The organism is Chlorobaculum sp. MV4-Y, from assembly GCF_025244685.1.
Classification (GTDB): Bacteria; Bacteroidota; Chlorobiia; order Chlorobiales; family Chlorobiaceae; genus Chlorobaculum.
On sequence record NZ_CP104202.1, the window covers coordinates 536544 to 548873 of the forward strand.

13 protein-coding genes are annotated in these 12330 nt (G+C 51.4%); 6 read left to right on the forward strand and 7 right to left on the reverse strand.

What is annotated here, in order from left to right; all coding sequences use genetic code 11:
* The first annotated feature begins 76 nt into the window (after positions 1 to 76).
* On the forward strand, positions 77 to 1105 hold the full coding sequence (locus NY406_RS02540; protein WP_260535233.1) for a DUF2971 domain-containing protein: 1029 nt from the start codon (positions 77 to 79) through the stop codon (positions 1103 to 1105).
* A 72-nt stretch (positions 1106 to 1177) separates the two neighbouring features.
* Here the strand turns inward: NY406_RS02540 and dnaG are convergent, their stop codons facing one another.
* On the reverse strand, positions 1178 to 3055 hold the full coding sequence (gene dnaG / locus NY406_RS02545) for a DNA primase (RefSeq protein ID WP_411267085.1): 1878 nt from the start codon (positions 3053 to 3055) through the stop codon (positions 1178 to 1180).
* Positions 3056 to 3415: 360 nt separating this feature from the next.
* On the opposite strand from dnaG, the gene NY406_RS02550 reads away from it, so the two are divergent.
* From NY406_RS02550 to NY406_RS02565, 4 genes are read left to right on the forward strand one after another with little or no spacing between them, the layout of a single operon-like run.
* Positions 3416 to 4159, forward strand: coding sequence for a MotA/TolQ/ExbB proton channel family protein (locus tag NY406_RS02550; protein WP_260535237.1), 744 nt, complete (start codon positions 3416 to 3418; stop codon positions 4157 to 4159).
* A 9-nt stretch (positions 4160 to 4168) separates the two neighbouring features.
* Positions 4169 to 4702, forward strand: a complete 534-nt coding sequence (locus NY406_RS02555; RefSeq protein ID WP_260535239.1) for an ExbD/TolR family protein — start codon at positions 4169 to 4171, stop codon at positions 4700 to 4702.
* A gap of 1 nt (position 4703) precedes the next feature.
* Positions 4704 to 5234, forward strand: coding sequence for an ExbD/TolR family protein (locus tag NY406_RS02560; RefSeq protein ID WP_260535241.1), 531 nt, complete (start codon positions 4704 to 4706; stop codon positions 5232 to 5234).
* Between the two features lie 39 nt (positions 5235 to 5273).
* Entirely contained in the window at positions 5274 to 6077 is an 804-nt protein-coding gene (locus NY406_RS02565) for an energy transducer TonB (RefSeq protein ID WP_260535243.1), read from the forward strand.
* A gap of 255 nt (positions 6078 to 6332) precedes the next feature.
* Here the strand turns inward: NY406_RS02565 and NY406_RS02570 are convergent, their stop codons facing one another.
* The 6 genes from NY406_RS02570 to rpmE all read right to left on the reverse strand — a co-directional run bounded on the left by NY406_RS02570 (position 6333) and on the right by rpmE (position 10012).
* Entirely contained in the window at positions 6333 to 6827 is a 495-nt protein-coding gene (locus tag NY406_RS02570; protein ID WP_260535245.1) for a hypothetical protein, read from the reverse strand.
* A 110-nt stretch (positions 6828 to 6937) separates the two neighbouring features.
* Complete coding sequence (locus tag NY406_RS02575) at positions 6938 to 7315, reverse strand: helix-turn-helix domain-containing protein (RefSeq protein WP_260535247.1); 378 nt, start codon at positions 7313 to 7315, stop codon at positions 6938 to 6940.
* Between the two features lie 465 nt (positions 7316 to 7780).
* Positions 7781 to 8110, reverse strand: coding sequence for a hypothetical protein (locus NY406_RS02580; RefSeq protein ID WP_260535249.1), 330 nt, complete (start codon positions 8108 to 8110; stop codon positions 7781 to 7783).
* A gap of 32 nt (positions 8111 to 8142) precedes the next feature.
* A complete protein-coding gene (locus tag NY406_RS02585) occupies positions 8143 to 8700 on the reverse strand; it encodes a hypothetical protein (protein WP_260535251.1) in 558 nt (185 codons plus the stop codon).
* 493 nt (positions 8701 to 9193) lie between these two features.
* Entirely contained in the window at positions 9194 to 9754 is a 561-nt protein-coding gene (frr, locus tag NY406_RS02590) for a ribosome recycling factor (protein ID WP_260535253.1), read from the reverse strand.
* A gap of 33 nt (positions 9755 to 9787) precedes the next feature.
* A complete protein-coding gene (rpmE, locus tag NY406_RS02595; protein WP_260535254.1) occupies positions 9788 to 10012 on the reverse strand; it encodes a 50S ribosomal protein L31 in 225 nt (74 codons plus the stop codon).
* A gap of 95 nt (positions 10013 to 10107) precedes the next feature.
* Between rpmE and recG the strand changes: the two genes are divergently transcribed.
* Positions 10108 to 12222 (forward strand): ATP-dependent DNA helicase RecG, encoded by a 2115-nt coding sequence (recG, locus tag NY406_RS02600; protein ID WP_260535255.1) that lies wholly within the window; start codon positions 10108 to 10110, stop codon positions 12220 to 12222.
* The last annotated feature ends 108 nt before the right edge of the window (positions 12223 to 12330 follow it).

Below are 12330 nucleotides of genomic sequence, written 5' to 3' on the forward strand. Positions count from 1 at the left end.
CTTTTTTTGTCTTTTTTATAAATAATAAATTTACTATCATCATCGGTTAAGTGCTTGCCAAGAAAAAACGGGTACCATGTCCAATACGAAGACGGGGCTTGCTACAGGTGGTTATAATGATGACCTGGCAAAGTTAGAAGAGATATTTTTGCCAAATTTTTCTTATAAAAAGATGCAATATTATTTCTCTAGCTCCGGCTTGATAAGTAATGATGTCTTGTTTGTTCATTATACATCGGCAGAGTCGGTATTGGATATTATTAGAGAGAAACGAGTTTTGATGCGTAATGCTCTTCATATGCCAGATTGCCGGGAAGTGCATGATGACTTTGATATCATGCACGATCTGGTATCAAATAAAAATCAGCGCTGGATTGAATTTAGAAATTGTATTCAGGGAATTCTGCCAGGCGTTGCTGATAGGGCTATGAACATTTATAGGAATCATTCTCATGGTATGAATGACGGTGTTTATTATTTGTCGGTTTTTGAACATGATGAACATGAGAATAATTTGGGCCGATTATCCATGTGGAGAACTTCCGGGCTTAAGTCAGCACCGGTAGCCATAGTTCTTAAAATTCCAGCTCTTTCAGCTGTTTCGCAAGCTTTGCGGATATTTTTTATTCCTGTTTTATACACTGAGAAAGATCAATGCTACCTGAACCTTGGTGAGGTTATTAAAAATGTTGAATACCATAAAGACTTCCTTCAAAGCCTGAACCCGGATCTTGTTACATCTGCAATAGTCTCGATGATTCTGCTTAACGTTCTCTGTGTGAAGCATAAAAAATTCAAGGAGGAGCGCGAGTGGCGTTGTGTTTATTTGCCCCAATGCTTTACATCGGAGACTTCTGAGCGATTGGTTGCTTCAGGTGTTGAAAACGTGGATGGCGTTTCTCGGAATATATATATAATGCCTCTGGATTCTGCGATTGACCCTATTCTCTCTGCTATTGATTTTTGTAAAATATTCGACAGTCTAATTATTGGTCCGTTAGAATCTCCGTATGTTATGTATGAGACTTTTTGTCGGGAGTTGAAAAAAATCGGCGTTTCGGATGTAGAATCAAAAGTAAGAGTTTCTGATATTCCGTTCAGATGATCGATCGGTCTATCTCCGCTTTATGGACGGAGATAAAAGGCAATTATTATAAGCTGTTCAACGGGCGAGGTTTTATTCTCCCAATATCCCCCTGATTGACTCGTCAACCTCCTGCTCCATCGCGCGAAATTGTTTGTTGTGTTCGAGAAGCTCTCTTGACAAACGTTCCTGTTCGTGCGTGCCGGCGGCTGACTGGAGTTGTGCGATAATTCTCTGTTTCTCTTTTTGCAATGGTTCGAGAACGAGCGTTTTGACTGCCACGAGGAAGTGAGAGAGGCAGCGGCGGGCGTGCTGTTCGAGTTCGGCGGGGGTCAGGCGCGTAGTTTCGTTTACCGGCAGGCGGAAGAGGATGTCGAAGGCGAGGTTGCTTGCTTCCTCCATGCCGATGGAGCTGATCTCGGAGGTGATGTCGAGGTGGCCGTCGCGGTCATCCATTTCGCGGAATCGCCTGACCAGATGGCCAAAGATCGCTTGCGCGTCGGGGTGTTCGAGGTGGAACATCGATTCATGCGAGGCGGCGAAGTCGAGCACTTCGTTGCCGTAGAAGGTGCTTTCGAGCAGCGCTTCGAGGAAGGTGCGCTCCGTCACGGAGAGCGGTGCTCGCCGCGCGGGCGGCTGAGGAGCTTGTTCGTCGCGGCGCTGGCGCGGTTCGCGCGATGTGCGCCCAGTGTCGCTCGCGGCCATCACCTCGCGAAGCGTCTGGCGGCTGAGACCGAGCTTTCTGGACAGCTCGTCGATGTACAGCTCCTTCTGCACCGGATCGGCGATGAGCGCAACGCTCCGCGTCATGGCAGAAATCGCTTTTGAGGCGGTGTCGGGGCTCTCCATCCATCCGGCATCCTGATAGCAGCGGAGCTGGAAATCCTGAAACGAGCTTTTTTCGCTCTCCAGCTCGCCAAGGAACGCATCCTTGCCATAGTTGCGGATAAAGCTGTCCGGGTCTTCCGCGCCGGGCAGCATCACCACCCACGGCGTCAGCCCCTCGGCAAGCAGAATGTCGATGCCGGCGAGCATCGATTTTTTGCCCGCGTTGTCGCCATCGTAGAGGAAGAGCACGCGGGAGGTGTAGCGCTTCAGGATTTTCGCCTGGTAGCGGGTGAGTGCGGTGCCGCATGAGGCGACCGTGTTGGTGAAGCCCGCCTGGTGCATGGCGATCACATCCATATACCCTTCGACGAGAATGGCCGTCTCCTGCCGCCGGATTTCGTTCTTGGCGGCGTGCATTCCGTAGAGCAGCTTCGACTTCTCGAAAGTGGCGCTCTCCGGTGAGTTGATGTACTTGGGCGTTTCGGGATCGTTCGACAGCGTCCGCCCGCCGAAGCCCGCCACCTGCCCGCCGATGGTCAGAATCGGAAAGATGACGCGATTGCGGAAGGTGTCGTACAGCGTGTTGCGCTTGGGGTGGCGCGTCAGCAGCCCGAGGCTGACGAGATGCTCGACTGGCGCACCGTCCCGCTCCGCCGCATGGAGCAGGTGAACCCACGACTCGGGCGCGAAACCGAGGCCGAAGCGGCGGATTGTGCCGGGTTCGAGTCCCCGCTTGCCGGTGAGGTAGGCGAGCGCAGCGCCTCCGACCTCGCTTTGCAGCGTGCTGTGGAACAGCCGTGCCGCCCAGCGCAGCGTGTCGAACTGGCTGGCCTGCCGTTTATCCTCTTCTTTGGCCTTCTGTTGCTGGTATTTGCCGATGTCGATTCCCGCGCGTTTGGCCAGCATCTCCACTGCCTCGGGGAAGGTCACCTTCTCCATCTCCATGACGAAGGTGAAGACGTTGCCGCCCTTGCCGCTCGAAAAGCACTTGTAAAGCTGCTTGTCGGGCGAGACGATGAACGACGGGGTCTTCTCCTGCGTGAAGGGCGAGAGCGCCTTGAAATGGCGGCCTGAGGGGTGCAGCCTGACATAATCCGACACCACGTCAACAATGTCCGTACTCTGGCGGACCTCATCAATCATGCGTTCCGGTATCATGCCTGTAATGTTCTCATTCTTTTCCCGTTTTGTTCGATGCTATGATAAATTGAAAATAACGAAATCGCAATGCCTTGCGAGCCGTGTTTCAACAGAAGACGTCTTGTGCCGATTTCGTGAAAAAAAATGCTTTTCCAGATGATTTTCCCGATGCTTCCTTGCCTGACTCGTTGTTGCGTCAGTGCTTTATTACTACATTATCACAGTGATGGCCGCTCTTTTTGCCTCGTTGTTTTCAGAGGGCGGTCAGGTTTCAACTCCTGGACGTATGACTGCCGGATGGACTTGATTTCGGAGAGGCTTTTTCATGGATTCCGTTACTTCCAACATCTCAATACCAACCATATGAAGCAGGGATTTTTTACGGCGATACTGATTGTGGTGACCTACGCGGTATCCCTCGGTTTTTATGTCTGGATGGGCACGACGCCACCGGAATCCATGTTCCACGCTGTTTGGAAAGGCGGACCGATCGTGTCGGTGCTGATGGCGCTTATCCTGATGGTCATCGCCTACATCGTCGAGCGGATCGTCGCGCTGAACAAGGCCTCCGGCAAAGGCTCCATCACGGAGTTCGTGCAGAGCCTCAAGCAGGATGTCGATTCGGGCTCCATCGACCAGGCGATCTCCCGCTGCGATGACCACCAGAGCTCCCTCTCCGCTGTGCTCCGTGCGGTGCTCGACCGCTACAAAATGCTCGCCGCGCACAACGTGACCGATCGCGAGAAGCGCATCAGCGAGATGCAGAAGGCGGTCGAGGAGGCAACCGTCATGGAGATGCCGTTGCTCGAAAAGAACCTCGTTGCCATCTCGACCATCGCTTCGATCTCGACGATGGTCGGCCTGCTCGGCACCACGCTCGGCATGATCCGCGCCTTCGCGGCCATGGCCACCAGCGGCGCTCCCGACGCGGTGCAGCTTTCGCTCGGCATCTCCGAGGCGCTCTTCAACACGGCGCTCGGCATCCTCGGCGGCATCATGGGCATCGTGACCTACAACGTCTTCACCAGCCGCGTTGACCACTTCAGCTACCAGATTGATGAGGCAGCTTTTTATATCATCCAGACCCTCGGCAGCAGTAAATCCTGATCTCGAACCATGTCCAAAATCAAGGCAAAAAGGGTAGGGTTCCGGCTCGACATGACGCCGATGGTCGATGTGGCATTTCTGCTGCTGACCTTCTTCATGCTGACCACCAAGTTCCGTCCGCCGGAAGCGGTGACGATCGACCTGCCGTCGTCCCACTCAAACATGAAGCTGCCGGAGTCCGACGTGCTGACCGTGACCGTCGCGAAGGACAACTCGATCTACATGGGCGTCTCGTCGCAGCGCACCAGAGAGCGGCTTTTCGATACGGTCATCAGACCGAAGCTTGAAAATGCAGGCGCCTCCAAAGCGGCGGTGGCCGATTCGCTCGGTAAGTTCAGGCTCGACGACAGTTTTAAAATCGAAAAGGAAGAGCTTGCCCGCTACATCATGATGTCGCGTTTTGCCGACCAGCGGCTCAGGCCGGTGATCCGGGCGGACAACAAGGCCGATTACGAGGCGGTCCACTATGTCATCAGGGTGTTCAAGAAGATGAACCTGCTCAACTTCAACCTTGTGACCGTTCTCGAAAAGGAGGTGCGCTGATATGGGTATGGTCGATTCCCCCGGTGAGCGGCGCAGCTCCAAGCGGGGCAAGCGCCAGCGCAAACGGCTCGGTTTCAAACTCGACATGACGCCGATGGTGGACGTGGCGTTCCTGCTGCTGACCTTTTTCATGCTGACGACGACTTTTGCCAAGTCGAACACGATGGAGATCAACATTCCGCCGGAGACGGGCGAGGTTTCCGTGGCGGAGCTGAACGTGATGACGCTCAGGGTGCCCGGTGACGGCTTCGCCTACTGGTCGCTCGGCGAGGCGGCTCCACGCCGCGTGCCGCTCTACGACAGCAACGACGACCATGCATCGCTTGGCAGCGAGCTGCGCCAGGTGTTGCGTCAGGAGACCGGAAGAAACCGGAAGATGGTGATCGTCGTCAGGATCAGCGGCAAGGCGAAGTACAAATCGCTGGTCGATATCATCGACGAGTTCAACCTGATGAAGATTGACCGGTTCAGCCTCGACGATTTTACCCCGCAAGACGAGGCGGAAATCCGGAAAGCCTTGGCCATGCGCTGAAGGCGCGGTTCGTGAACCAGAAAAAAGGAGTACGGGAAGGTGTCGTCAAAGTTACAAACAGTGCATGAAGAGGTGGCCAGGAAGGCCCAGCGGTGGACTTTCCGCGAGCAGTTCCTCGATACCGACCGTCTGAGGCGGATTAACTACGGTAATCTCGCCCTGCGGCGCGAGGCGCATCTGTTTCTGACTCATGGCGTGGTCGTGGCTGTGGTGCTCCTGTCGCTCTTCTGGCTTGTCAGCGCAAACTGGAACCGCGTCATGGGGCTGTTTGGCGGCAGTTCGGACAAGCAGGTAGCGGTTCAGTGCTACGAGATTGTCACCAACGTGACGCAGTTGCCGCCTCCGCCGCCAATTGCGCCCGAGCCGCCGAAGGCGAAGGCGGCTGCCGCGCCGGTGGACGCGCCGAAGGTGGGCAAGATCAGGAAGGTGGCCGAAGCGCCACCGGATCAGACCTTCGCGACGCAGAAGGAGATCAAGCAGGCGATCACGCAAGGCCCAGCCTCACAGGATGGCGGTGGTGGGTCGGGTTCGTGCGACACGGTCGTGGAGTTCGTGAACTGCCAGAATCCGCCGACGGTGGTCAGCACGCCGAGGCTCATCTACCCCGAAATGGCGAGGATCGCCGGTCTTGAAGGCCGGGTTTTCGTGCGCGTACTCATCAGCGAAGAGGGAAAGCCGATGAAAGCCGAGATCGTCAAACGCATTCCGGGCGACCAGACGGTGTTCGACAAGGAGGCTATCCGTATTGCGATGGAGACGAAGTACACGGCTGGAGTCCAGAACGGCAGAAGGGTGCGGGTCTGGATGACCATTCCGGTGCGCTTCACGCTGCATGAAGGGTAGTTGATAGTGGATAATGGATAATGGTTAATGGTAGGGGCGGCTCTTTTGGCCGCCCTTGTTCTTTTTAGATATGTTTTACCGCCTGTGCCAGACAACGGCCGTTCAAACTCTGCAACCTCACCGCCAGGCGATACCCCAAAGCCTGCAGAACGGCTTGACGCATCGATTGGAAATGTGCCGGACGCGAACAACAATAAGGTTTACAGAGTGTTTCTCTGAGGATAACGGGTAGCTCTAACGTCGTGTGTATATGTTTTATTTCTTTTTTATTGATTCTTTATAATCAGACAAACATAACTCTAAAAATTTTTCTCGATTCAGCATTCTTTTAATCAACGGGATTAATGATTGCGAATACTTATGTAAGGAATTTGAATTCTTGCCAGATTTTATTTCTGTATGAAATTTTTGATTTTCTTTTACTTTGAGTTTCCAGATAACACATTTAATTTGATGATTGTTCAAGCCTAATTGCTCTTTCAAATCCTTTGTAAATAATGGATATAAGCTGTCTGATGGGATTGAAATTTCAGGCTCTATTAGCCCTTCAATCTCTCCGATCAATTTCAGTGTTGGAATGCCATCTCCATCCTTTTCTGCAAATTTTCCTTCTCTTATGAATTTTATTTTATCTATTATGGATTTATCTAATAATATTTTTCCATTGCCAATTGTAATCTCTCCCTTATAAGTATCAAATAAGTTTACATTTTGTGGGCCAATCATTGATATTTTTTGAATATTTTGCATCCATAATAGTTTTTCTTTTTCTTTCTCTTTGTCAAGAATGTTCTTGAGTTCAGCAAATTCTATCTCCCTTGTTTCAGCTCGATAGCGATAATAAATCGCGCCTTCCCTAATTATTCAATCTTTGTTTTTTTACAAATGATTGGTTTGTTTTCTGCTTCTTTTACTGATATTTCAGCAAATTCTTTTCCATTGAATTCCAATATTACTGAATTCCAAATTAATTCCTGTGAGAAGTATTCGCGAATAAGCCTGTCAATTGTTGCTGGGTCTGTGTCTCTGTATTTATTGTTCGTCATTCCAAGCAGAATGTGCGGTTTGTCTTTAATTCCATAAATAATAGATCCGCCTTTATTATTCGACATTCCGACAAGGGATTTTATATATTTTAAAAGATTGTCTCCGCCTTGAAAATTCTGTTTGAATTCGAGATCAAAACTCTCTCTCTTTTTTACATAACCCCTTTTATCTAGTTCAATTTTGAATCCCATGATATGTTCTGGCATTGTGCATGGCAGTTGGAGAAATATGGACTGTAAGGGATTATTGACGGTTTCCTCTTAAGCCATGCCATAGTTTAAAGAGACTACAGATTTTTTGGCATACAACTGAAACCCTCATTGGCTACGCTGCGAGTTGCCTGTATTTATTGTTTTTTTCCTAGCTTGAAGTCCAAATTATTATTTTTAATTTTTTAATATATGAATCAGCATCTTCATCAATTAATTCATTGAACGTGAGCTTGTGTTTGGCTTTTTCATAACTGTTAAAGTTTAGTGTTTTGTCTGGCTGTAGCTTTATCTTATTGCTTAATCTTTCAATAGTAATCGGTAGTGCCTCCTTAATAATTTCCATAGCTGTTTTTCCAGCAATGCCCTGAAGTACGTCAGTTGTTGCAGTGAGTGGGTTTGAATTGTTTGTTAATTCACTGTATCTATCCTTAATTGTTTTTATCGCTAGGCTTTTAATCTTGATTTTTTTTCATTATTAATATAAGTGGCATCCGCATCTAATAAGGCGTTTCCTTCAATCCAGATGGTCTTAGAATTATTAAATATTTTTTCAATTTCTTTGCTATTTGTCGTTAGTTGGATTTTGTCAAGATTGTTTATAGCTTTAAACCAATTGGCGTTTTCGTTTTGTCCTTTTAATGGCTCAAATGAGATGTTAAATATAATATAAGTGTTCTCAACCTGCTTGTTATTGTAGTGCAGGGTGTCTCCTTTTATCTCAAACTTTGATTCATCTACATTATTAAATGGGTCTCCTTCATTAGTTGAAATCATTATTAGATATCCTTTTGTTAGCTTCCCATTATTTACGGGATTTGATTCTTGCTCATTACTAATAATTGAGGCATAGCTTGCCTCAAGTTGTGCTTGAGGGTCTGAATCTGAAAATAATTTTTTACTAATGAAGTTATTGTTATGACTTGTCCTACTACAGTGGGCGCTAATTCAAGTGCTGCCTGATACTCAGGCTTGTTAAGCATATCGAATTTGGCTTGAAGTTTATCATCTTTAATAGCAGTCATTTTTACATCTATAGTAATCGCATCGGCACTTGCGGGAATCTTAACTGCAATATTTTTCTGTAATCCAAGGTTATAGTTTTTATTTGTTTTTACAACTCTGACATCTTGTACAGAAGTCGCTTCGATTGATTCAACTCCTGTTTGATATTTTAAATTAGTTGCCAAGGCAATATTGTCTTTGCCTCCAAAGGTTTTTTGCCAAAAATTCCCAATTGACATATAGTTTACACAGTAGAGTTGTAAATTTATATATCCAGTATTTTTTAAGATCTGATTTTCTTTTTGTGTAGTGCCAGCGCCTTGAGCCGGTTTCCAAAATTTTTTTGTTCCAATAATTGACATGGTGTTAATATTTATGTGTTAGTATTATATTTGGTTCCTTTTTACGATTACAGTCAATTTATGTATCTACTCCGTTCCGTCTTATTTCCCATATCCCAAATGAATAAACGCAAAAAACTGGCGTGTTTGTTTTGGCTATCGAATTGCTGAAACACTCGTGTAGTAGCTGATGCCTCTGCCTCAGATCGAACATCCCATTCGGTTCGGTAATTAGCCAACGCTTCCGACTGCGCCTCCACCGAGTACCCGGTATCAACGGCATTTCAGCCAAGTATTCGAGGTTCATGATCGGTATGTAGGGGCTTGCGTGAGGCATTTGCTGTGGGGAAAGGTGACGTTACCTTATTATTCAGCCTACACATTATTTCAATGTAAAAAAATGTAACGCCGTACAAGCTCACAAAGGGAAATTGCCGCAGTCAGCCATTCCCACAAACGCAAAAAGCCGGGAAAATCCCGGCTTTTGCAATGGTATCGATCTTTGGAAAAGTCGTCAGACCTCCATGATCTCCTTTTCCTTCTGGGCGATCAGATCGGTGATCTGCTTTTCGTACTTGTGCAACAGATCGTCGGCGTCCTTCTTGCCACGTTTCAACTCGTCCTCACCGATAAGCTTCTCTTTTTCAAGCTTTTCGACTTCGTGGATCAGGTCGCGGCGGTGGTTGCGCAGCGAAACCTTCGCATCCTCGCCGAACTTTTTGGTGAGCTTCACGAACTCCTTGCGGCGCTCCTCGGTGAGCGGCGGAATGCTGATGCGGATATTCTGGCCGTCGGCTGACGGATTCAGGCCGAGACCAGCGTCACGGATCGCGCGTTCGGTTGCGCCGACCATCGACTTGTCCCAGACCTGCACCGTAAGAGTGTGCACGTCGAGCACGCCGACGTTGCCCACCTGCTTAAGCGGCATCTGCGACCCGTAAGCCTCAACCTTGACCCGGTCGAGCAAGGCCGTGGTGGCCTTGCCGGTTCTGATCGAAGCAAGTTCGTGCTGGAAAGCCTCGATGGTTTTCTTCATGCGAGGCTCGATTTTCTGGATAACGTCCCTGACAGTCATGGCAGTATCGGATTGATTGTTTCAGGCAATCGCTTACTGGGCGCTGGCTTTGGGAGCAGCTTTGGCGAAGCGCTTGTTAAAACGATCGACGCGGCCAGCGGTATCGACGAGCACCTGCTTGCCGGTGTAGAAAGGATGGCACTTGCTGCAAATATCGACCTTGATGTTGTTCCTGGTAGAGCGGGTTTCGAAGGTGGTGCCGCAGTTCGCGCAGTTGACGGTAACTTTCGTATACTTTGGGTGAATCTCTGGTTTCATGACCTTTGGGATTACGTTGCTTGGATGACAATAAAAAATTGATCAAGAATTAACTCTTTTTTCTGCTAATAAACAAGCAGCGACGCCAATTCGTCATGCCTCCGTTTTTACCGTTACAAGGGATCAAGGGCGTCGGCCCGAAGCGCGCGGCGATACTGGCCGAGGCGGGCATTCGCTCGATTGCCGACCTCTACGACTGCTTCCCGCGCCGCTACCTCGACCGCACCACAATCAAGAAAATCGGCGCATTGCGCGACGGCGAGGCCGTCACCGTCGTGGGCAGCGTCATTGGCACGCGGATCGAAAGTGGCGGGCGCGGCGGCTCGCGCTTCAAGGCGCAGATCAGCGACGGCTCGGGCGTGCTCGAACTGACCTGGTTTCGCGGCGTGCACTACTTCTCCAAAACCATCCGCAGCGGCGAGCTGGTTGCAGCGCACGGGCGCGTCACCTTTTTCGGACGCACGCCGGGGATGCAGCATCCCGACTTCGACAAGCTTGGCGGCGATGACGAGAGCGGCGACGGTCAGCGGGACGACGAACTCTACAAGACTGGCGCGATCATCCCGATCTACCCCACCACCGAGGCGATGAAGCAGGCGGGCCTCAATTCGGCGGCGCTGTGGCGCATCGTGTACCGCGCATTCCGCGAGCAGCCGTTGCGCATCACGGAGTACCTCAGCCCGGAGATCATCGATTCCTATAACCTGATGCCTATCGGCGAGGCGTACCGGCAGCTCCATTTTCCTGACTCCGCCGAAGCGCTCGAACAGGCGCGCTACCGCATGAAGTGGAGCGAGCTGTTTTTCGCGCAGCTCTTTTTCGCCCTGCGCCGTACCGAAGAGCGAAGGCACCTCACCTCGGCGCGGTTCGAGCGCTCCGGCGAAAAGACTGCCGGGCTGCACGAGCGGCTGCCCTTCACCATGACCGGAGCGCAGAAGCAGGCGGTGCGCGAAATCTACCACGATCTCAAAAGCGGTCGCCAGATGAATCGCCTTTTGCAGGGCGACGTGGGTTCGGGCAAGACGCTCGTAGCGCAGTTCGCCATGACGCTTGCGGTCGATAACGGCTTGCAGGCGGCCTTCATGGCGCCGACCGAAATTCTCGCCTTTCAGCATTACGCCGGTCTCAAGCATTCGCTCGAACCGCTCGGTATCCGCGTCGCGCTCCTGACCGGTCGCCAGAAGAAAAAAGAGCGCGAGGTGCAACTTGCCCGGCTCGAACGGGGCGAAATCGACATCGCCGTCGGCACCCACGCTATCATCGAAGCAGGCGTGCAGTTCCACCGGCTCGGCCTCGTCATCATCGACGAGCAGCACCGCTTCGGCGTGTTGCAGCGCAAGGCGTTGCAGGAAAAAGCCGAGAACCCGCACGTGCTGCTCATGACCGCCACGCCGATTCCGCGTACGCTCACGATGGGCATCTACGGTGACCTCGACGTCTCTGTCATCGCCGAAATGCCCGCCGGGCGCAAGCCGATCCAGACGCGCCTCTGCCGCGAGGAGCAGAAGCCGGAGCTGTATCGACTGCTACGCAAGCAGATCGCCGAGGGGCGGCAGGCGTATATCGTCTATCCGCTGGTTGAGGAGTCGGAGAAGATGGATTTGAAGGCGGCCACCGAAAGCTACGAGCAGCTCAAAAGCGAGGTGTTCCCGGAGCTGCGGCTCGGGCTGATTCATGGCCAGCTTCCGGCGGTGGAGAAGGAGGCGGTGATGGCGGAGTTTCGCAGCGGGCGGCTCGACATTCTCGTTGGCACGACGGTGATCGAGGTGGGCGTCGATGTGCCCAACGCCACCATCATGGTGATCGAGCACGCCGAACGCTTCGGTATTTCGCAGCTTCACCAGCTCCGGGGGCGCGTCGGGCGCGGCGAACACGCCTCGTCGTGCTACCTTGTTTACACGAAGCTTGCCGGTGATGCCAAGGAGCGATTGCAGGCGCTCGCCTCGACCGGCGACGGCTTCCGCCTCTCCGAGATCGACTTGCAGATTCGCGGCGCGGGCAACATGCTGGGCCGCGAGCAGTCCGGCGCGGCGAGCGGCCTGAAGATCGCCGACCTGCTCACCGACGGCGACATCATGCGCTCGGCGCGAGCTGCCGCCTTCGAGCTGATCCGCCGCGACGAAGCGCTTTCGCATCCGGATCACGCCCTTATCAGGGATTACTACATGACCCATTTCCGCAAGCGCATTTCGCTGGCCGATGTGGGGTGAGTGTCCACTACAAGCAGTTTATCCTGCTATCAAAGCCAATGATTGGGGGGGCAGCAGCTTCCGTAATGGAATCGAAAAAGATTATATTCAATGTTTTGCGCTCCTACC

Bases quoted from the DNA above. Each gene is read 5' to 3' on its own strand.
- NY406_RS02540 (WP_260535233.1), top strand. From the start codon at position 77: ATGTCCAATACGAAGACGGGGCTTGCTACAGGTGGTTATAATGATGAC.
- dnaG (WP_411267085.1), bottom strand. From the start codon at position 3,055: ATGATTGATGAGGTCCGCCAGAGTACGGACATTGTTGACGTGGTGTCG.
- NY406_RS02550 (WP_260535237.1), top strand. From the start codon at position 3,416: ATGAAGCAGGGATTTTTTACGGCGATACTGATTGTGGTGACCTACGCG.
- NY406_RS02555 (WP_260535239.1), top strand. From the start codon at position 4,169: ATGTCCAAAATCAAGGCAAAAAGGGTAGGGTTCCGGCTCGACATGACG.
- NY406_RS02560 (WP_260535241.1), top strand. From the start codon at position 4,704: ATGGGTATGGTCGATTCCCCCGGTGAGCGGCGCAGCTCCAAGCGGGGC.
- NY406_RS02570 (WP_260535245.1), bottom strand. From the start codon at position 6,827: ATGCAAAATATTCAAAAAATATCAATGATTGGCCCACAAAATGTAAAC.
- NY406_RS02575 (WP_260535247.1), bottom strand. From the start codon at position 7,315: ATGGGATTCAAAATTGAACTAGATAAAAGGGGTTATGTAAAAAAGAGA.
- NY406_RS02580 (WP_260535249.1), bottom strand. From the start codon at position 8,110: ATGATTTCAACTAATGAAGGAGACCCATTTAATAATGTAGATGAATCA.
- NY406_RS02585 (WP_260535251.1), bottom strand. From the start codon at position 8,700: ATGTCAATTATTGGAACAAAAAAATTTTGGAAACCGGCTCAAGGCGCT.
- frr (WP_260535253.1), bottom strand. From the start codon at position 9,754: ATGACTGTCAGGGACGTTATCCAGAAAATCGAGCCTCGCATGAAGAAA.
- rpmE (WP_260535254.1), bottom strand. From the start codon at position 10,012: ATGAAACCAGAGATTCACCCAAAGTATACGAAAGTTACCGTCAACTGC.
- recG (WP_260535255.1), top strand. From the start codon at position 10,108: ATGCCTCCGTTTTTACCGTTACAAGGGATCAAGGGCGTCGGCCCGAAG.